Source organism: Nocardioides sp. Root682 (assembly GCF_001427795.1).
GTDB lineage: Bacteria > Actinomycetota > Actinomycetes > Propionibacteriales > Nocardioidaceae > Nocardioides.
On the sequence record NZ_LMHJ01000001.1, the window covers coordinates 1,348,097 to 1,365,996 of the forward strand.

General features: G+C 68.0%; 20 protein-coding genes. 3 read left to right on the top strand and 17 right to left on the bottom strand.

Annotated elements, in window-relative coordinates:
• Nucleotides 1–23: 23 nt before the first annotated feature.
• Nucleotides 24–980, top strand: coding sequence for a hypothetical protein (locus tag ASD84_RS06335; protein ID WP_056707922.1), 957 nt, complete (start codon nucleotides 24–26; stop codon nucleotides 978–980).
• Here ASD84_RS06335 and ASD84_RS06340 read toward each other — a convergent pair.
• The 4 genes from ASD84_RS06340 to ASD84_RS06355 form a co-directional block, all read right to left on the bottom strand.
• On the bottom strand, nucleotides 970–1,626 hold the full coding sequence (locus ASD84_RS06340; RefSeq protein WP_056707926.1) for a VOC family protein: 657 nt from the start codon (nucleotides 1,624–1,626) through the stop codon (nucleotides 970–972). The two genes, ASD84_RS06335 and ASD84_RS06340, sit on opposite strands and share 11 nt — an antisense overlap.
• 103 nt (nucleotides 1,627–1,729) lie before the next feature.
• The gene (gene ychF, locus ASD84_RS06345; protein WP_056707928.1) at nucleotides 1,730–2,803 is read right to left on the bottom strand and encodes a redox-regulated ATPase YchF; all 1,074 of its coding nucleotides are present in this window, start codon (nucleotides 2,801–2,803) and stop codon (nucleotides 1,730–1,732) included.
• A gap of 103 nt (nucleotides 2,804–2,906) precedes the next feature.
• Complete coding sequence (locus ASD84_RS06350) at nucleotides 2,907–3,692, bottom strand: M57 family metalloprotease (protein ID WP_200954447.1); 786 nt, start codon at nucleotides 3,690–3,692, stop codon at nucleotides 2,907–2,909.
• Between the two features lie 179 nt (nucleotides 3,693–3,871).
• Nucleotides 3,872–4,639 (bottom strand): M57 family metalloprotease, encoded by a 768-nt coding sequence (locus tag ASD84_RS06355; protein WP_200954449.1) that lies wholly within the window; start codon nucleotides 4,637–4,639, stop codon nucleotides 3,872–3,874.
• A gap of 119 nt (nucleotides 4,640–4,758) precedes the next feature.
• Between ASD84_RS06355 and ASD84_RS06360 the strand changes: the two genes are divergently transcribed.
• The gene (locus ASD84_RS06360) at nucleotides 4,759–5,541 is read left to right on the top strand and encodes an exodeoxyribonuclease III (RefSeq protein WP_056707941.1); all 783 of its coding nucleotides are present in this window, start codon (nucleotides 4,759–4,761) and stop codon (nucleotides 5,539–5,541) included.
• A 52-nt stretch (nucleotides 5,542–5,593) separates the two neighbouring features.
• Nucleotides 5,594–6,016: a DUF6542 domain-containing protein gene (locus tag ASD84_RS06365; RefSeq protein ID WP_082573189.1), complete on the top strand. Its 423-nt coding sequence runs from the start codon at nucleotides 5,594–5,596 to the stop codon at nucleotides 6,014–6,016.
• Between the two features lie 26 nt (nucleotides 6,017–6,042).
• Here ASD84_RS06365 and ASD84_RS06370 read toward each other — a convergent pair whose 3' ends face one another.
• The 13 genes from ASD84_RS06370 to ASD84_RS06430 form a co-directional block, all read right to left on the bottom strand.
• On the bottom strand, nucleotides 6,043–6,663 hold the full coding sequence (locus tag ASD84_RS06370) for an L-threonylcarbamoyladenylate synthase (RefSeq protein WP_056707943.1): 621 nt from the start codon (nucleotides 6,661–6,663) through the stop codon (nucleotides 6,043–6,045).
• Nucleotides 6,663–7,679, bottom strand: coding sequence for a 4-hydroxy-3-methylbut-2-enyl diphosphate reductase (locus ASD84_RS06375; protein ID WP_200954450.1), 1,017 nt, complete (start codon nucleotides 7,677–7,679; stop codon nucleotides 6,663–6,665). Before ASD84_RS06375 ends, ASD84_RS06370 begins: the two co-directional genes overlap by 1 nt.
• Before the next feature lie 100 nt (nucleotides 7,680–7,779).
• Nucleotides 7,780–8,337 carry a 50S ribosomal protein L17 gene (gene rplQ / locus ASD84_RS06380; RefSeq protein WP_056707946.1) on the bottom strand — a complete coding sequence of 186 codons (558 nt, stop codon included), beginning with the start codon at nucleotides 8,335–8,337 and terminating at the stop codon, nucleotides 7,780–7,782.
• Nucleotides 8,338–8,405: 68 nt separating this feature from the next.
• Complete coding sequence (locus ASD84_RS06385) at nucleotides 8,406–9,425, bottom strand: DNA-directed RNA polymerase subunit alpha (protein WP_056707949.1); 1,020 nt, start codon at nucleotides 9,423–9,425, stop codon at nucleotides 8,406–8,408.
• Between the two features lie 128 nt (nucleotides 9,426–9,553).
• On the bottom strand, nucleotides 9,554–10,162 hold the full coding sequence (gene rpsD, locus ASD84_RS06390) for a 30S ribosomal protein S4 (RefSeq protein WP_056707954.1): 609 nt from the start codon (nucleotides 10,160–10,162) through the stop codon (nucleotides 9,554–9,556).
• Nucleotides 10,163–10,180: 18 nt separating this feature from the next.
• The gene (gene rpsK, locus ASD84_RS06395) at nucleotides 10,181–10,582 is read right to left on the bottom strand and encodes a 30S ribosomal protein S11 (protein ID WP_056707957.1); all 402 of its coding nucleotides are present in this window, start codon (nucleotides 10,580–10,582) and stop codon (nucleotides 10,181–10,183) included.
• A gap of 56 nt (nucleotides 10,583–10,638) precedes the next feature.
• Nucleotides 10,639–11,016 carry a 30S ribosomal protein S13 gene (gene rpsM / locus ASD84_RS06400; RefSeq protein WP_056707962.1) on the bottom strand — a complete coding sequence of 126 codons (378 nt, stop codon included), beginning with the start codon at nucleotides 11,014–11,016 and terminating at the stop codon, nucleotides 10,639–10,641.
• Between the two features lie 191 nt (nucleotides 11,017–11,207).
• Entirely contained in the window at nucleotides 11,208–11,321 is a 114-nt protein-coding gene (gene rpmJ / locus ASD84_RS06405) for a 50S ribosomal protein L36 (RefSeq protein ID WP_056707964.1), read from the bottom strand.
• 43 nt (nucleotides 11,322–11,364) lie between these two features.
• Nucleotides 11,365–11,586: a translation initiation factor IF-1 gene (gene infA, locus ASD84_RS06410; protein ID WP_028656368.1), complete on the bottom strand. Its 222-nt coding sequence runs from the start codon at nucleotides 11,584–11,586 to the stop codon at nucleotides 11,365–11,367.
• Between the two features lie 214 nt (nucleotides 11,587–11,800).
• On the bottom strand, nucleotides 11,801–12,856 hold the full coding sequence (locus tag ASD84_RS06415; protein ID WP_056707967.1) for an LLM class flavin-dependent oxidoreductase: 1,056 nt from the start codon (nucleotides 12,854–12,856) through the stop codon (nucleotides 11,801–11,803).
• Between the two features lie 58 nt (nucleotides 12,857–12,914).
• A complete protein-coding gene (locus ASD84_RS06420; protein WP_056707969.1) occupies nucleotides 12,915–15,437 on the bottom strand; it encodes an FHA domain-containing protein in 2,523 nt (840 codons plus the stop codon).
• 80 nt (nucleotides 15,438–15,517) lie between these two features.
• Complete coding sequence (locus tag ASD84_RS06425; RefSeq protein ID WP_082573190.1) at nucleotides 15,518–16,558, bottom strand: TerC family protein; 1,041 nt, start codon at nucleotides 16,556–16,558, stop codon at nucleotides 15,518–15,520.
• A 193-nt stretch (nucleotides 16,559–16,751) separates the two neighbouring features.
• Nucleotides 16,752–17,894: an isochorismate synthase MenF gene (locus ASD84_RS06430; protein WP_056707971.1), complete on the bottom strand. Its 1,143-nt coding sequence runs from the start codon at nucleotides 17,892–17,894 to the stop codon at nucleotides 16,752–16,754.
• Nucleotides 17,895–17,900: the final 6 nt, after the last annotated feature.

A 17,900-nucleotide genomic window follows, 5' to 3' on the forward strand; every position in this document is an offset into this window, starting at 1 on the left:
TCCAAGCGAGCGATGATCGAGGCGTGAGCACGACCGAGCCGGGGATCGGGTGGGGCAAGGTACTCGCCCTGCTCACCGTGCTCGCGATCGCGAATCTCTGGTTCAAGCCGTTCGAGGACAAGGACGCGAACCCGCCGGCCGCGACCCAGATCAACAGCGTGACCGAGCCGCTGGTGCGCCGTACGTCGGGATGGACGCCGTTCGACAAGGCGACCGTCACACCCGGGATCCAGACGCTGACCGGCCGGGCGCAGTGCACGACCAACTTCGTCTTCACCGATGCGGCAGGCAATGTCTACCTGGGCCAGGCCGCCCACTGCGCGTCGGCGAGCGGCGACGAGATCAACGGGTGCAAGGCGCGGTCGAAGCCGCTCGGCACCAGGGTCACGTTCAACCTGCACGGGACGTCGTACGACGCCGGGAAGCAGCTCGCGAAGGGGCGACTGGCCTACAGCAGCTGGCACGCCATGCGGGAGGCCGGCGAGAAGGACCCGAACACCTGTCGCTTCAATGACTTCGCGTTGATCAGGCTGAACCCTCGCTACCACGACTTGGTCAATCCCAGCATGCCTCACTGGGGCGGGCCGGACGGGCTCTCGGAGGGTGGCCTCTACATCCTCGACCGTGCCTACGGCTTCGGCCGCTCATCGCTGCGCCGCGACAACAGCCCGGCCTCCCGCCAGGCCGCGCAGACCATGGCCGACCAGCCCGAGACCGAGGGCTGGGCCCACGTCATCATCGCCCCGTCCCCGGGCATTCCGGGTGACAGTGGCAGCGGGTACGTCGACGAGCACGGCCAGGCGCTCGGCACCCTGTCGACGCTCAGCATCGGGAGCATCCTCTACAACGTCCTCGGCGACCTGATGCGGGAGCTGGAGTACGCGCGCGAGCACTCCGGCATCCGAGACCTCAGGCTGGAGCTCGGCACGGTGGCGTTCGATCGCGACCTCGCCGAGGACGCCGAGGTCCTCACCGACTGACGGGTTCCTGGGGTCCGCTCCGTACGTGCGGCGAGATCAGCGCCGTACGCACCGAGATGCCGATCTCGCGGTTCCGCACGGTGGTGATCCGGCGCCCCGGCTGAACGGCATCCTTGACCGGGCCGGTGCGTTCGCCGAGGTACGCCACCGTGGCGTCGATGTCGTCGACGGTGTGGGTCAGCCCCCACAGGCTCGACGGCCCATCGCTCGCGGTGTCCGGGGACCCGACGACCTCCAGGATCACGTCTCCGAGCCGGAAGAACGCCTGCCGCACCGGCGCCCCACCGAGCTCTCCGTCCCTCGTGCGACGCGGCTCCAGCCCGATCCCGCTGAGAGCGGCCAACGTCCGGGAGAGGTCCAGCGACAGCAGTACGACGTGGTCGATGTGCGTCACGCCGTTCGCATGGATCGCAGGCTCGGCCAGCGGTGCGCCCGAGGCCTCCGTTGCGACACCGTCGACGTCGGTCAGTGCCACCGGCACGCCTCGAAGCGACCATCCGACGATGCCCTTGCCGCGTTCGCTCCCGACCAACCGCAGCCGCACCGAGCCGACCCGACAGACCGCGTCGTCGTCGACGGTGAACCCCGCCGCGACCCACGCCTCCGGCGCATCCGCGATCACGAGCTCGTCGATGGTCACGTCCACGACGGAACCCTACCGGCGGGCGACGGCCGTCTACCTGCGCTGGGCACTCACCAGGTGAGTGCTGAGCGCAGGAATCACGGCAGTGCTTCCAGGCCAGACCCGATCAGACGTTGAAGCGGAACTCCACCACGTCACCATCGGCCATGACGTAGTCCTTGCCCTCCATGCGGACCTTGCCGGCTTCCTTGGCCTTGGCCATCGAACCGAACGACGTCAGGTCGTCGAAGGAGACGACCTCGGCCTTGATGAAGCCCTTCTGGAAGTCGGTGTGGATCACGCCGGCGGCCTCGGGGGCCGTGTCGCCCTTGCGGATCGTCCACGCACGGGTTTCCTTCGGACCGGCCGTGAGGTAGGTCTGCAGGCCGAGGGTCTCGAAGCCGACGCGTGCCAGGGTCTCGAGGCCGGGCTCGGTGACGCCTGCCTCGGCAAGGAACTCGGCTGCTTCCTCGTCGTCGAGCTCGACCAGCTCGGACTCGAACTTGGCGTCCAGGAAGATCGCCTCGGCAGGAGCGACGATCTCGCGCATCTTGGCCTTGAGGTCCTCGTCGGCGAGCTCGTCGGCGTCGCAGTTGAAGACGAAGATGAACGGCTTGGCAGTCAGCAGGGAGAGCTCGCGGAGCAGGTCGCGGTCGATTTTGGTCGCGATGATCGGCGTACCGGACTCGAGCGCTTCCTTGGCCTCCTTGACGGCCTCCAGGTTCGCGACCAGGTCCTTGACCTTCCGCGACTCCTTCTCCAGCCGGACGATCGACTTCTCGACCGTCTCGAGGTCGGCGAAGATCAGCTCGGTCTGGATGGTGGAGATGTCGTTGGCGGGGTTGACCTCGCCGTCGACGTGCGTGACGTCCTCGTCGCGGAACACCCGGGTCACCTGGCAGATCGCTGCGGACTCACGGATGTGCGAGAGGAACTTGTTGCCCAGGCCCTCACCCTGCGAGGCGCCACGGACGATCCCGGCGATGTCGACGAACTCGACGGTCGCCGGGAGGATCCGCTCCGAGCCGTAGATCTCGGCGAGCTTCGGCAGCCGTGCGTCGGGCACGCCCACCACGCCCACGTTGGGCTCGATGGTGGCGAACGGGTAGTTCGCCGCGAGGACGTCGTTCTTGGTCAGCGCGTTGAAGAGCGTTGACTTGCCTGCGTTCGGGAGACCGACGATGCCGATGGTGAGTGCCACGGGCGCTGAGTCTATGGCCCCGTGACGGCGCGCCCGAATCAACGACCAGACACAGCGACGGCCCTCCCGGGAGGCAGGGAGGGCCGTCGGCAGCGAGCAGGTGTCAGGAGCCGTACAGCGCCCTCACACCAGCGGCGTCGGACGCCTGGAACTCCAGGTCGCTCGACCCACCGTTGCACTGCGGGTAGTGCATGATCGAGGACGAGTCGTACGGCGTCAGCGGGCGCCAGTTGTTGTCCTCGAAGCAGGTGCCGGCCTCCGGACGCGTGTGCTCGTGGCGGAACCCGAGGGTGTGGCCGAGCTCGTGGCCCAGGATGTCGATCGGCTCCCAGTTGCCCGAGCTCCAGATCGAGTCATCGACCAGGACGTTGCGCGAGCGCTTCGTGGTGCTCGGGAAGAACGCCCGGGCGATGTACTGCGACGTGCTGACCGGCTCGACGGAGAACAGGATCGTCTTGTTGCGGGTGGTGCAGCTCGCGTCCTGCGCGGGGACGTAGACGAAGTTCACCTTCGACGACGCGGCCTCCCACAGCCCGGCGCCACCGGCCATCGCGGCGACGATGTCGTCGTGGCGGGTGCCGAACTTGGTGCTGACGCAATAGGTCAGGTTCGCCACCTGCGAGGCACTCCACTTGTCGTCGACTCCGCCGACCGTGTTGACGATGAGCCCGTCAGCTTGGGTCTCGGTAGGGGCGACCATGCCCTCGTAGAACTTCTTGAGGTCGCCCTTGGTGGACACCACCTCGTCGCCGTTGACGACGTAGGCGCCGTCGACGTCGACGTACGTCGAGGCCTCGAACTCCTTGTACGTCGGTACCGGGTCGCCGGCGTCCGCGCTGGAGTAGGACGGGACCGTGGCACCCGCGAAGGCGGCCACCAGACAGGCCACGCCGACGGAAATTCTGCTGACTCGCGATGACTGCATCAAAGAACCTTTCCCAAGAGAGGACATCTGGTTCATCAAAACCCGTCAACGCACGTCGCGACAATAGATCGTCCGGTTCACAAATCAGCAGGATCCCGGACTGCACGGATGTGAGCCGGGATCCCGCTGGTGACGCTGGGTGATCAGGAGCCGTACAGCGCCCGGACCCCCGCCGCGTCGGACGCCTGGAACTCCAGGTCGCTGGAGCTGCCGTTGCACTGCGGGTAGTGCATGATCGACGCCGAGTCGTAGGGCGTCAGCGGGCGCCAGTTGTTGTCCTCGAAGCAGGTGCCGGCCTCCGGACGGGTGTGCTCGTGGCGGAAGCCCAGCGTGTGCCCGAGCTCGTGAGCCAGGATGTCGCCCGGCTCCCAGTTGCCCGAGGTCCAGATCGAGTCGTCGATCAGCACGTTCCGCGAACGCTTGGACGTGCTCGGGAAGAACGCCCGGGCGATGTACTGCGAGGTCTTCACCGGCTCGACCGAGAAGAGCACGCTGTTGTTGCGGGTGTTGCAGTTGCCGTTCTGGGCGGGGACGTAGACGAAGTTCACCTTCGACGACGCTGCCTCCCACAAACCGGCACCGGCGGTCATCGCGGCGGCGATGTCGGCCTGCCGGGTGCCGAACTTGGTGCTCACGCAATAGGTCAGGTTCAGCGCCTGCGCGGCGCTCCACTTGTCGTCGCGACCGCTCACCGTGTTCACGATCAGTCCGTCGATCGGGACGTCGTCGGAACCGACCATCCCCTCGTAGAACTTCTTCAGTCCCGCCTTCGTGGACTCGACCTCGTCACCGTTGACGACGTAGGCACCGTCGACGTCGACATAGGTGGAGGACTCGAACTCCTTGAACGTCGGCACGGCGGAGCCGTCCTCGGCGGATGCCGAGGTCGTCGCCCCCGCGACTGCCGCCACCAGACAGGCGGCTCCTGCAACGACCTTGCTGATCCGTGCTGACACTGTGCCACGACCTTTCGTCCCCATGGTTGGCCTCCATTGTGACGACGCGTAGCCGTCCCGGCTAGCCTCCTGAGGTGCGGATTGCCACCTGGAACGTCAACTCCCTGCGCTCACGGATCGATCGCGTCGAGGCCTTCCTCGAACGCCACGACATCGACGTGCTCGCCCTGCAGGAGATCAAGGCTCGCGAGGAGCAGGTCCCCCTGATGGGCCTGCAGGCCCGGGGGTACGACGTCGCGGCCCACGGGCTGGACCAGTGGAACGGCGTTGCCCTGATCAGCCGGGTCGGCCTCGACGACGTGACGGTCGGTTTCCCGGGCCAGCCGGGATGGGGCGAACCACCGGTCGTCGAGGCGCGCGCGATCGGCGCCACCTGCGGCGGCGTACGGATCTGGAGCCTGTACATCCCCAACGGGCGCAAGCCGGACGACCCGCACTACGCCTACAAGCTGTCGTGGCTGGCCGGGCTGCACGCGGCGGCAGCCCCCTGGCTCGACGTACCCACCGCCCTGGTGGGCGACTGGAACATCTGCCCCACCGACGACGACGTCTTCGACGTCACCCAGTTCCGCAACTCGACCCACGTCACGCCCGCCGAGCGCGCCGCGTTCCAGGGCTTCCTCGACAGTGGATGGGCCGAGGTGACCCGCGAGCACGCGCCCGGCTACACCTACTGGGACTACTACCGCCAGAGGTTCGAGCGCGACCGCGGCCTGAAGATCGACTTCGTGGTCGGCTCCCCCGGCTTCGCGGAGCGCGTCACCGGTGCATTCATCGATCGCGACGAGCGGGACCCGGCCAAGAGCGCGGGCAGCCCCTCCGACCACGCGCCCGTCATCGTCGACCTGGCTGACTGACGCTCCGGCGCGGGTCCGGCAGACGAGGACCCGCACGAACTAGCGTGGAGGCGTGAGCACGGCGCTGTCACCGCGATCCCCCACCCTGTGGGAGGAGGGACGCCAGCCTGCGCAGGAGCTCATCGCACTCGCCATGGCGCTGCTGCTCACCGCCACCGTGCTCGACCTGGTCCTCAGCGACGGACTCGGTCTGTTCTACGACCTGACGTTCGTCACGATCTGTGTCGGTGTCGCCCTGCTCGTCCGACCGGCCGACTTCTTCGCCGTGGGAGTCCTGCCCCCGCTCGCGATGCTCCTGGTCGCACTGCTGCTCGGCATCAGCGAGCCCGGCGCGATCGCACGCGTCGACGACGGCTTCGTCCAGGCCACGGTCTCCGGGCTCTCAGGACACGCCCTCGCCCTGGCCTTCGGGTACGCCGCCTGCCTGGCCCTGCTGGCAGTACGGCGGTCGTTCGTCGTCCGCCACCCGCGCTGACCCGGTCGACGGGTCAGGCGAAGGGGTCAGGCGAAGCGGTCCGGGTCGCCCGCGCCACGCCGGATGATCTCGGGCGCGCCCTCGGACCAGTCCACGACCGTGGTGGGTTCGGCCGGGGTCTCTCCCGCTTCGACGACGATGTCGACCTCGTGGTCGAGGTCTTCCTTGATCTCCCAGCCCATCGTGCGCGGCTCGGTCTCGCCCGGGAGGATCAGCGAGCTCGACAGCAACGGCTCACCGAGCAGGTCGAGGATCGCCTGGACGACGGTGTGGTCGGGGATGCGCACGCCCACGGTCTTCTTCTTGGGGTGCAGCAGTCGCCGCGGCACCTCCGGTGTGCCGGGCAGGATGAACGTGTAGGGACCCGGCGTCACCGCACGGATGGCGCGGAACGCAGCGTTCTCGACGTGGACGAGCTGGCCCAACTGGCTGAAGTCGCGACAGACCAGGGTGAAGTGGTGACGGTCGTCGAGGCCGCGGATCTTGAGGATCCGGTCGCGGCCGTCGCGGTTGCCGACCCGGCAACCCAGCGCGTAGCCCGAGTCCGTCGGGTAGGCGATCAGCGCGTCGTCATGCAGGGCATCGACGATCTGCTGGATGAACCGCGGCTGCGGATTCTCCGGGTGGATGTCGAGATAACGGGCCATCAGAGCCGTACGGCGGTCTTGGTGCTGCGCCCTGCGGCCTTGAGGTCGCGGTGCAGCTCCTTGGGCAGCGAGAAGGCCAACGTCTCCTCTGCGGTCTGGACCGACCGGGCGTCGGGGTACCCGCGCTCGGCGAGGTAGGCCAGGACCTCGGTCACGAGGTGGTCGGGGACCGAGGCACCGGAGGTGACGCTGACGGTCGCGGCACCGTCGAGCCAGGCCTCGTCCAGCTCGGACACGTCGTCGATGCGGTACGACGCCTTGGCGCCGGCCTCGAGGGCCACCTCGACCAGGCGCACCGAGTTGGACGAGTTGGCCGAACCCACCACGATCACCAGGTCGGCGGCAGCGCCGATCTCCTTGACCGCCACCTGGCGGTTCTGGGTGGCGTAGCAGATGTCGTCGCTGGGCGGGTCCTCGAGCTGCGGGAACTTCTCGCGCAGCCGCCGGACCGTCTCCATCGTCTCGTCGACGCTCAGCGTCGTCTGGGACAGCCAGGCCAGCTTGGCGCCGGCGGGGAACTCGAGCCGGTCGACGTCGTCAGGGTGCTCAACGAGGACGGTCTGCTCGGGTGCCTCCCCGGCGGTGCCCTCCACCTCTTCGTGTCCGGCGTGTCCGATGAGCAGGATGGTGTAGCCGTCGGCCGCGAAACGAACGGCCTCACGGTGCACCTTCGTGACCAGCGGACACGTTGCGTCGATCGTCTTCAGGTCCCGCTCCGCCGCCTCGTTGACGACGGCGGGCGAGACACCGTGGGCCGAGAAGACCACGGTGGCGCCGAGGGGGACCTCGTCGAGCTCCTCGACGAAGATCGCGCCGCGCGCCTCGAGGTTGGCCACCACGTGCTTGTTGTGGACGATCTGCTTGCGCACGTAGACGGGCGAGCCGTAGAGGTCGAGCGCCTGCTCGACGGTCACGACCGCGCGATCGACACCGGCGCAATAACCGCGGGGCGCCGCCAGCAGCACCTCGCGCTGGCCGTCCTCGATCAGGCGAGGGGTCCCCAGGTCGATGCTCATGGCTCCAGTCTATCGGCGCCCGGGCGGTCACCCGAATCGGTAAAAACGAACCGACCCGGCTCGCGTGTGCGAGCCGGGTCGGTGTGAAGCAGTGTGCGGATCAGGCCTGCTCGGAGTCCTCAGCGGTCTCCTCGGCAGCAGCCTCGTCGGTGGTCTCCTCGACAGGAGCCTCCTCGGTGGCCTCGACCTCAGCGGCCTCGGTCTCGACGACCTCGGGGGTCTCCTCGACCGGAGCAGCCTCGACGGCGGGCTCGGCCTTGGGTGCCTTCGGAGCCGACGGCGCGTACGCCTCGGTCACCAGCTCGATGACGGCCATGGGCGCGTTGTCGCCCTGGCGCGGACCGATCTTGGTGATCCGGGTGTAGCCACCCGGACGCTCGGCGAACGTCGGCGCGATGTCCGCGAACAGCGAGTGCACGACACCCTTGTCGCGGATGGTCTTGAGGACCTCGCGACGCTGGTGCAGCGGGTTCTCGCCGGCGTGGGCCTTCTTCGCCTTCGTGATCAGCTTCTCGGCGTACGGACGCAGCGTGCGCGCCTTCGCCTCGGTCGTCGTGATCTTGCCGTGCTCGAACAGAGCGGTGGCGAGGTTCGCGAGGATCAGGCGCTGGTGGGCAGAGCTACCGCCGAGGCGGGGACCCTTCTTGGGCTTGGGCATTGCTTCTCGATTCTCCCCGGCCGTGTCAGGTACCGGGATAGTTGCTGTCCCCGAGGGGACGGATCAGATCAGAACTCTTCGGACTCGATGAACGACTCGTCGTCCTCGTCGTCCGAGTAGTTGGCGAGAGCGGCCGACGGGTCGAAGCCCGGGGCGCTGTCCTTGAGGGACAGACCCATCTCGTGCAGCTTGGCCTTGACCTCGTCGATGGACTTCGCACCGAAGTTGCGGATGTCCAGCAGGTCCTGCTCCGAGCGGCTGATGAGCTCGCCCACGGTGTGGACGCCCTCGCGCTTGAGGCAGTTGTAGGACCGCACCGTCAGCTGCAGGTCCTCGACCGGGAGGGCGAGGTCAGCGGCGAGCTGCTCGTCAACCGGCGACGGACCGATGTCGATGCCCTCGGCCTCGACGTTGAGCTCACGGGCCAGGCCGAAGAGCTCGACCAGCGTCTTGCCGGCGGACGCGATGGCGTCGCGGGGCAGGATCGACGGCTTGGTCTCGACGTCGATGACGAGCTTGTCGAAGTCGGTGCGCTGCTCGACACGAGTCGCCTCGACCTTGTAGGTCACCTTCAGCACGGGGCTGTAGATCGAGTCGACCGGGATCCGGCCGATCTCGTTGTCGGCGCCCTTGTTCTGGACGGCGGAGACGTAGCCGCGGCCACGCTCGACGACGAGCTCGAGCTCGAGCTTGCCGTTGTCGCCCAGGGTCGCGAGCTTCAGCTCGGGGTTGTGGACCTCGACACCGGCCGGGGGCGCGATGTCGGCACCGGTGACGTCACCGGCACCCGACTTGCGGAGGTACATGGTGACGGGCTCGTCGTGCTCCGAGGAGACGACCAGGCCCTTCAGGTTGAGGATGATCTCGGTGAGGTCTTCCTTGACGCCCTCGATGGTCGAGAACTCGTGGAGGACCCCGTCGACCTTGATGCTCGTGACCGAGGCACCGGGGATCGAGGAGAGGAGAGTACGACGCAGCGAGTTGCCGAGCGTGTAGCCGAAGCCGGGCTCGAGGGGCTCGATGACGAAGCGCGACCGGAACTGGTCGACGGTCTCCTCCGACAGGGTGGGGCGCTGTGCGATGAGCACTTGTTTCGTTCCTTTCCGGATCGACCGCTATATGAGGATCCAGATGTGGTGCGGATGGAGAAGGGACGTGCAACGCATGTTGCCCCGACCCGCGCTCCCGAGGGAGCGACGGGCCGGAGCACGCATGATCACTTCTTGGAGTAGTACTCCACGATGAGCTGTTCCTGGACCGGCAGGTCGATCTGCTCACGGACCGGCACGGAGTGCACCAGGATCCGCATGCGGGTCGGGACGGCCTCGAGCCATGCCGGAACGATCCGCTCGCCGTGGGTCTCGCGGGCCACGATGAACGGCGTCATCTCGAGCGACTTCTCGCGCACGTCGATGATGTCGTACTGGGTGACCTGGAAGGACGGGATGTCGACCTTCTTGCCGTTGACCGTGAAGTGGCCGTGGTTGACCAGCTGGCGGGCGTGGCGACGCGTGCGGGCGAAGCCGGCACGGTAGACCACGTTGTCCAGGCGGCACTCGAGCAGCGTGATGAGGTTGTCGCCGGTCTTGCCCTGGCGACGAGCTGCCTCGACGTAGTACTTGTGGAACTGCTTCTCGAGGATGCCGTACGTGTAACGCGCCTTCTGCTTCTCCTGCAGCTGGTTGCGGTACTCGCTCTCCTTGATCCGCGCGCGGCCGTGCTGGCCGGGAGGGTAAGGACGCTTCTCGAATGCGGCGTCGCCGCCGACGAGGTCCACGCCGAGGCGGCGGGACTTCTTGGTCAGGGGTCCGGTGTAACGGGCCATGTCTCTACGCTCCTAATCTCAGACGCGGCGGCGCTTGGGCGGGCGGCAGCCGTTGTGGGGGGCGGGGGTCACGTCCTGGATGGTGCCGACCTCGAGGCCGATCGCACCCAGCGAACGAATCGCCGTCTCGCGGCCCGAACCCGGGCCCTTGACGAAGACGTCGATCTTCTTCATGCCGTGCTCCATCGCCCGACGGCCAGCGGCTTCAGCAGCCATCTGAGCGGCGTACGGGGTGGACTTGCGCGAACCCTTGAAGCCGACGGTGCCGGCAGAGGCCCACGAGATGACCGCACCCGAGGGGTCGGTGATCGTGACGATCGTGTTGTTGAACGTGCTCTTGATGTGGGCTTCGCCCTGAGCAACGTTCTTCTTTTCCTTGCGGCGCACCTTCTTGGCGCCCGCGCGAGCCTTGGGAGGCATCTATTTTCTCCTTGTCGAAGCTGGTCTGAGGCAGTGAGATCGCACGAGGCGATCGATCACTTGGCCTTCTTCTTGCCGGCAACCGTGCGCTTCGGGCCCTTGCGGGTACGAGCGTTGGTCTTGGTGCGCTGTCCGCGGACCGGAAGGCCCATGCGGTGACGACGACCCTGGTAGCTGCCGATCTCGATCTTCCGACGGATGTCGGCCTGGACCTCGCGACGGAGGTCACCTTCGATCTTGATGCCCGCGGCGTCGATGGCGTCGCGGAGCTTGACCAGCTCTTCATCTCCCAGTTCGTGCACGCGGAGGTTGGGGCTGACCCCGGTGACCTCGAGCAGCTGCTGGGAGCGGGTACGGCCGATGCCGTAGATGTAGGTGAGTGCGATCTCGATGCGCTTGTCGCGCGGGAGGTCGACTCCGACGAGGCGTGCCATGAAAGGCGTTCTCCTTGGATTCACGGTGGTGTGGTCGTGATGCATCTGGGGGTTCTTTCCCAGCTCCGGCCATCCGCTCCGGAGGTGATTCGCCGCTGTTGCCAGCGGCTAAGCGATCACGTTGATGAGTTTGTGTTCAGTTGTGGTCTCGAGACGGTTGCTGAGCAACCTCCTCGACCAGCGACGGGCAATCAGCCCTGGCGCTGCTTGTGACGCGGGTTCTCGCAGATGACCATGACGCGGCCGTGGCGACGAATCACCTTGCACTTGTCACACATCGGCTTCACGCTCGGGTTGACCTTCATGTCAGCCCTTTCTAGCTAGTGGCGGTAACGGTGAGCCGGTGGCTCACTTGTAGCGGTAGACGATCCGTCCACGGGAGAGGTCGTACGGCGAGAGCTCCACCACCACGCGGTCCTCGGGGAGGATCCGGATGTAGTGCTGGCGCATCTTTCCGCTGATGTGAGCGAGGACCTTGTGGCCGTTGCTCAGCTCCACGCGGAACATGGCGTTCGGAAGGGCCTCCACGACGGAGCCCTCCATCTCGATGACGCCTTCCTTCTTGGCCATGTCTCACAATCTTGTTGGGAACTTGTTGTCTACCGGTCGGGCCGGGAACCTCTCTCGCATTCCAGCCCACAGGACACGCCTGAGGGCGGGTGAAACGAGAGTGGACCTCGCAGGTTGTGCACCACACACGAACCCACGTTGGACCGACACGCCAGTTTATGCATTCGGACCCGTGAACTCCCAATCTGCGAGGCCCCGGGGGATCAACCAGGGATCAGCCGGCAAGGAGGGTCAGGGTCTGCTCCCGCGCCGCGGCGCTGCGCGGGTCGGAACCGGTGAAGGCTCCGCTGACGGGGTTGACCATCACCTCGTCGACGCCGTACGTCGCCGCGAGCGACTCCAGCGCGGCGCGAGCCGCCGCGGGGTCACCGATCACCCAGCGGCTCCGCATGGCGTCGATCAGCTCCTGGTGACCGTCCGGCAGGCCCGCCTCGACGATCAGCTCGGCATCCTCGACCACGCGCTGGGCCGCGAGTGGCCGTCCCGTGCGCAGAGCCGCCATCTGGAGCAGCTGGGGCAGCGCGAGCCGCTCGGCCTCCTCCGCAGTGGGCGCGACGGAGGCGTTCACGGTGAGGAACGTGCGCGGCTCGGCCAGGGTCGGCGAGGGCTGGAAGGTGGAGCGGTAGAGCTCGAGGGCCTCCTTGGTCCCCGACCCACTGAAGTGGTGGGCGAAGACGTAGGGCCGACCCTTGGCCGCGGCGAGCTGGGCCGAGTAGTCGGACGACCCGAGGAGCCAGATCTGCGGCACCGACGTGGCGGCCGGCGTCGCCTTCAGCACGTGTTCGCGCCCGCGAAGAGCCAGGCCCACGCCGGCCGGCTCCATCATGGCGAGCACGTTGTCGACGTACTCGGGGAAGCGGGAGACGGCCTCGTCGGTGACCCCGCCCGCGCCGTGGCGCAGGGCCCAGCTGGTCACCGGGTCGCTGCCGGGCGCCCGGCCGATGCCCAGGTCGATCCGTCCCGGGAAGGTCGCCTCGAGCAGCGCGAACTGCTCGGCGACGACCAGCGGGGCATGGTTCGGGAGCATCACTCCCCCGGAGCCGACCCGGATCCGCTCGGTGACCGAGGCGATCAGCCCGATCAGCACCGCCGGGTTCGTCGCGGCCACGGCCGGCATGTTGTGGTGCTCGGCGATCCAGAAACGGCGGTAGCCGAGGGCGTCGGCGGTGCGGGCAAGCGCCAGGCTCGCGGCGACCGCGTCGCCCGTCGACTGATCACTGCGGACCGGAACGAGGTCCAGCACGGAGAGGTGGGGGCCGGAGGTTGTCATCACTGACCCAAGGCCCGCGAAGCCCCCGGCATTCCCTCGGCCGTCTCCGACCAGTCAGTCAGTCGTCAGCGGTGGCGCTGCGCTTGGCGAGAAGGAGACCGGCGCCAAGGGCGATCAGGCACAGCACACCCAGGACGAACAGGTCCATCACGTAATGACCGCCGCCTCCCAGGGCGATCCAGTCCTCCTTGTCGGTCCCTTCGGTCTCGCGGGTGAAGTCCATCGCGGACGCCGCGGCGGCGTACCCCCATCGCGAAGGCGACAACCAGGCGATCTGCTCGAGCACCACCCGACCGGCGATCTCGAACAGTGCACCGGAGAGCACCAGCTGGACCATCACCATCCCGACCAGCGCGGGCATCGTCTGCTCGGTACTGGTCACCAGGGCCGACAGCGCGAGCCCGATGACCACCATCGTGAACGTCAGCGACGCGACGGCGACCCCCACCCTGAAGGTGCCGAGCTCGCCGTCCGCGCCGGGGAGCCCGACCGTGGCCAGGAAGGTGACGAGCAGGCCCTGGACGAAGCCAGCCGTACCGAGGACCAGCACCTTGCTGAAGAAGTAGACGCCCGGCGACAGGCCGACGGCGTACTCCCGCTTGAAGATGGGCCGCTCCCCCACGAGCTCGCGGATCGCCAGCGCCGTGCCCATCAGGCAGGCGGCAACGATCAACACGATCAACCGCTGGGAGGCCTCGCCCGTCGCGAACGACTCGACCACCGATCCGTCGGGAAGGGTCCTCTCCTTGGCGCTGACGTCGAGCGAGAGCCCGTGGCTGCCCGGGACGAGCCGACTCAGACCGCCGAGGATCAGCGGCAGCAGGATCAGCATGCCGAGCAGCAGCTTGTCGGCGAACACGACGGCGAGGTTGCGCTTGACCAGCGTCGACAGCTGGCGCGACACGGACTGGCGCGGCGGTGCCGGCACCGAGCCAGCGTGCGACTGCCGCGGCACCGAGGAGGTGTCCACGGCGTGCTGGGGCACCGGGATCCGCTGCCACAGGTCGGGGTCGTCCAGCAGGTCGAACACCTCGGGATAGTTCGTCTTCCCGAAGTGCGCGAGTACGCCGTCCGGTGGGCCGAAGTAGGCGATCCGGCCACCGGGCGCCAGCACCAGCACGTTGTCGCACACGTCGAGGGCGAGCACCGAGTGGGTCACGACCATCACGACCCGACCGTCGTCGGCGAGGCTGCGCAGCTGCCGCATGACCTCGAGGTCCAGGCCGGGGTCCAGGCCGGAGGTCGGCTCGTCGAGGAACAGCAGCGGAGGCGCGGTGAGCAGCTCCGTCGCGATCGAGACCCGCTTGCGCTGGCCACCCGAGAGCTGGGTGCCGATCCGGTTCTCCATCCGCTGCACCAGCTGGAGCTGGTGCGCGACGTGGTTGACCCGCGCGTCCCACTCCTGCGCGGTCGTGTCGGGAGGCAGACGCAGCTGGGCGGCGTACCGCAGGCCCTGCCGGACCTTGAGCTGCGGATGCAGGATGTCCTGTTGCGGGACCAGCCCGATCTGGAAGCGCAGCTGGTCGTAGTGCTGGTAGAGGTCGTGACCCTGCCAGATGACCCGGCCGTGGCTCGCAGGCTTCAGACCGGTCAGCGCGCCCAGCAGGGTGGACTTGCCGGCCCCCGAAGGGCCGATCACGGCGGTCAGGCTGCGTGGCTCGAGCTTGAACGAGATGTTCTCGATCAACCGCTTGCCGCCGGCGACGACCTGGGTGAGGCCGTCGGCGTACAGGGTGAACTCGTGGGCCGTCGCCGAAGCGACCAGCTGGTGGCCGTCCCAGCGGAAGGTCTGGTTGCCGACGATGACCTCGGACCCGACCGGCAGCTGGACCGCACCCTGCAGGCGGTGACCGTTGACGAAGGTGCCGTTGAACGAGCCCAGGTCGTGCAGCACCGCGAGGCTGGTGGGGGTGGGCGGGTCCAGACGGGCATGGCGCCGGCTGACCAGTGCGTCGTCGAGCACGATGTCGTTGGCGTGGTCGCGACCGATGCTCAGTGACCGTCCGGCCTGGACCTGCGCGGGCAGGACGACCGAGTGTCCGTGCGGCAGCTGCCCGGGCGGCAGCACCCCCACGGGGCGCCACGCATCCACCGGTGCGCCGCTGGCGGGCACCTGCGGCGGCGGGAGGTTCTTCCAGAACTCGCCGCCGAGCTGTTCGGGTTGGGGCGTCGGGACGGGCCGCGACGAGTGCGCGGGTGGCTGCTGCTGGGCCGGCGGCTGGTACGGCGGCGGTGCCTGGACCGGTGCCTGGACCGGTGGCTGTTGGTACGCCGGCGGCACCGGACCCTGCTGCGCGAGCACGGTCACGACGACCGCCTCGCCCGCCGGTCCGCCCACGTTCAGGCTCACCGGTGCACCCTGCAACGGGAGCCGGGTGATCCGTTGGCCGGAGACGAACGTCCCGTTGCTGCTCGAGTCGACCACGACCCATGCGCCGTTCTCGACCTGGATGACGGCGTGGTGCCGTGAGGCACGGCCGTCGGTCACCGGGACGTCGCAGTCGAGCTCACGTCCGATGACGACCCGCGGGCCGTCGAAGGTCCGGGTCGTACCGGACCACTGCACCTGGAGTCGGTCCACGGAGTCCTCGTCGGTCGGTTCGGGAACAGGCTGACGTCACGAAACCCTAATGGATGCCGTGACGCCAGACTGCTGTATCCCTAGCGCCAGTCGGGGCCCGCGGTGTCGTCGACGTCTGCAGGCGCGGCCGGCACGGTCACTCCGGCCTGCTCGTCGCGGTTCGCGCGCCACAGGCTCGCGACGCCGGTGACGACGAGCGTCACGATGATGACGCCGAGGCTGAACAGCGAGGAGATCTCCGGCGCACCGTGCACCCCGTGCCCGTCGTTGATGAACGACAGCTCGTTCTCGTGCAGGGCGTGCAGGACCAGCTTGACGCCGATGAAGGCGAGGATGAACGCCAGGCCCAGCGACAGGTAGACGAGCTTCTGCAACAGTCCGCCGAGCAGGAAGTACAGCTGACGCAGGCCCATCAGCGCGAACACGTTGGCCGCGAAGACGAGGTACGGCTCCTGGGTGATGCCGAAGATGGCGGGGATCGAGTCCAGCGCGAACAGGATGTCGGTGACCCCGAGCGCGATGATCACGATCAGGATGGGCGACACGAAGCGCACGCCGTTCTTGGAGTACCAGAGGCGGAGGCCGTGGTACTCGTCGCCGACGTTCAGGTGCTTGCGGGCGAAGCTGACGACCACGTTGTCCTCGGGGTGCTCGTCCTCGTGGCTGCCGTAGGCCTTCACCAGCTTGAAGGCCGTGTAGACCAGGAAGGCGCCGAAGATGTAGAAGACCCAGCTGAAGTTCTCGATCAGCGTGTAGCCCAGGGCGATGAAGATGCCGCGGAAGATCAGCGCCAGCACGATGCCGACGAGGAGGGCTTCCTGCTGGTACTTCCGGGGGACCTTGAGCGCCGCCATCAAGATGATGAAGACGAACAGGTTGTCGATCGACAGGGAGTACTCGGTCAACCAGCCGGTGTAGAACTCGATGCCGTAGTCGTGGCCGTGGTGGAGCCAGACGAACGCGCCGAAGGCGAGCGCTGCTCCGATGTAGAAGGACAACGCGACGGCGCATTCCTTCATGGTGGGTTCGTGCGGGTCGCGCGCGATCACGACGATGTCGAAGAGCAGGACACCGATCGTCGCGGCGATCGTGATCGTCCACTCAAGGGTGGTCACGTCCATGGAAGCAGTCCTCTTTCAGGGGCTGGAGCGGTCAACAGATCGCCCGAGGTCTCTTCCGCTGCCCGTCCGGACGAGCCGGCAGGACAACCCACGGGACCGGATCGAACGGTGACGTTCGGTCGTGATGACGAGCCCGCAGCGAAGGAATACTCCCCTCAAGTGGACCGATCCTCCCATTTCGCCGGGCGCTCGGCTAATCGACCGCGAGACCGCTGACCCGTGCCATGGTGGCGAGCTTGGCGCCGGTCTCCCGTACCTCGGAAGCGGGGTCTGACCCGGCCACGATGCCTGCCCCGGCGAACAGGCGCAACCGGTCGCCGTCGATCACGGCGGCGCGGATGGTCACCGCGAACTCGCCGTCACCGTTGCCGTCGACCCAGCCCACGCACCCCGCGAACCAGTCGCGCAGGTCGCCCTCGAGGTCGGCGATCACCGCGTTGGCAGCCGCTGTGGGGACGCCGCCGACGGCCGGTGTGGGGTGCAGCAGCTGCGCCAGGCGCAGCGCGCTGGGGCCTTCGGCACCGGCCGCGAGTCGCGCCCGGATCGGGGTCGCCAGGTGCCAGACGGTGTCCGTCGAGAGGAGCTCAGGGGTGGCGGGGTACTCGATCTCCACACACACGTCCTTGAGCGCGTGCACGATCGCCTCCACCACGAAGGCGTGCTCCGCGAGGTCCTTGGCCGACTCGCGCAGACCGGCGGCACGCGCCGCGTCCTCGGCAGCATCAGCCGAGCGGGGTACGGAACCCGCGAGCGGCGTGCACGAGATGTCGAGACCATCGCGGCGGACGAGCAGCTCCGGGCTCGCACCCACCAGGATCGGGCCGTCGGCCGGGGCCGCGTCGCCGCTCACCAACGGCACGCTGAAGACATAGCGCCCCGGTCGCGTCTGCAACAGGCGGTCGATGATCTCGGCCGGGACCAGCGGAGGTGAGCTGATCACGTCGAGGCAGCGACCGAGCACCACCTTGTGGAGCGAGCCGTCGGCGATCTTGACCAGCGCCGTCTCGACCATCCGCGCATACTCAGCAGCCGTCGGGAACTCGGTGACCTCGTAGGTCCGGTCGACCGCGAGCGGCACCGTCGGACGTTGCAGTGCGTGCTCGGCACCGACCACCTGGTGGGCGAGGCCGGGTGCCCCAGCGGCGAACGACAGCGCACAAAGGGCCCGCTCCCCCGGTGACAGGGCCGCAACGACCTCGTCGGCCCAGCCGACATCAGCCCCGTCGGGTGTCGTCCAGGTGTGCAGCACCCGGCTGGCGACGTACGCCTCCTCGCCGGAGGCGAAGAGGAAGGGCCGGGCGGCGAGAGCCGCAGGAGTGATCGGGTCCCGCGCCATGAGTGC

Bases quoted from the DNA above. Each gene is read 5' to 3' on its own strand.
- rplQ (WP_056707946.1), bottom strand. From the start codon at position 8,337: ATGCCCAAGCCCAAGAAGGGTCCCCGCCTCGGCGGTAGCTCTGCCCAC.
- rpsK (WP_056707957.1), bottom strand. From the start codon at position 10,582: ATGCCTCCCAAGGCTCGCGCGGGCGCCAAGAAGGTGCGCCGCAAGGAA.
- ASD84_RS06415 (WP_056707967.1), bottom strand. From the start codon at position 12,856: ATGACAACCTCCGGCCCCCACCTCTCCGTGCTGGACCTCGTTCCGGTC.
- ASD84_RS06425 (WP_082573190.1), bottom strand. From the start codon at position 16,558: ATGGACGTGACCACCCTTGAGTGGACGATCACGATCGCCGCGACGATC.
- ASD84_RS06430 (WP_056707971.1), bottom strand. From the start codon at position 17,894: ATGGCGCGGGACCCGATCACTCCTGCGGCTCTCGCCGCCCGGCCCTTC.
- infA (WP_028656368.1), bottom strand. From the start codon at position 11,586: ATGGCCAAGAAGGAAGGCGTCATCGAGATGGAGGGCTCCGTCGTGGAG.
- rpsM (WP_056707962.1), bottom strand. From the start codon at position 11,016: ATGGCACGCCTCGTCGGAGTCGACCTCCCGCGCGACAAGCGCATCGAG.
- rpmJ (WP_056707964.1), bottom strand. From the start codon at position 11,321: ATGAAGGTCAACCCGAGCGTGAAGCCGATGTGTGACAAGTGCAAGGTG.
- rpsD (WP_056707954.1), bottom strand. From the start codon at position 10,162: ATGGCCCGTTACACCGGACCCCTGACCAAGAAGTCCCGCCGCCTCGGC.
- ASD84_RS06370 (WP_056707943.1), bottom strand. From the start codon at position 6,663: ATGGCCCGTTATCTCGACATCCACCCGGAGAATCCGCAGCCGCGGTTC.
- ASD84_RS06375 (WP_200954450.1), bottom strand. From the start codon at position 7,679: ATGAGCATCGACCTGGGGACCCCTCGCCTGATCGAGGACGGCCAGCGC.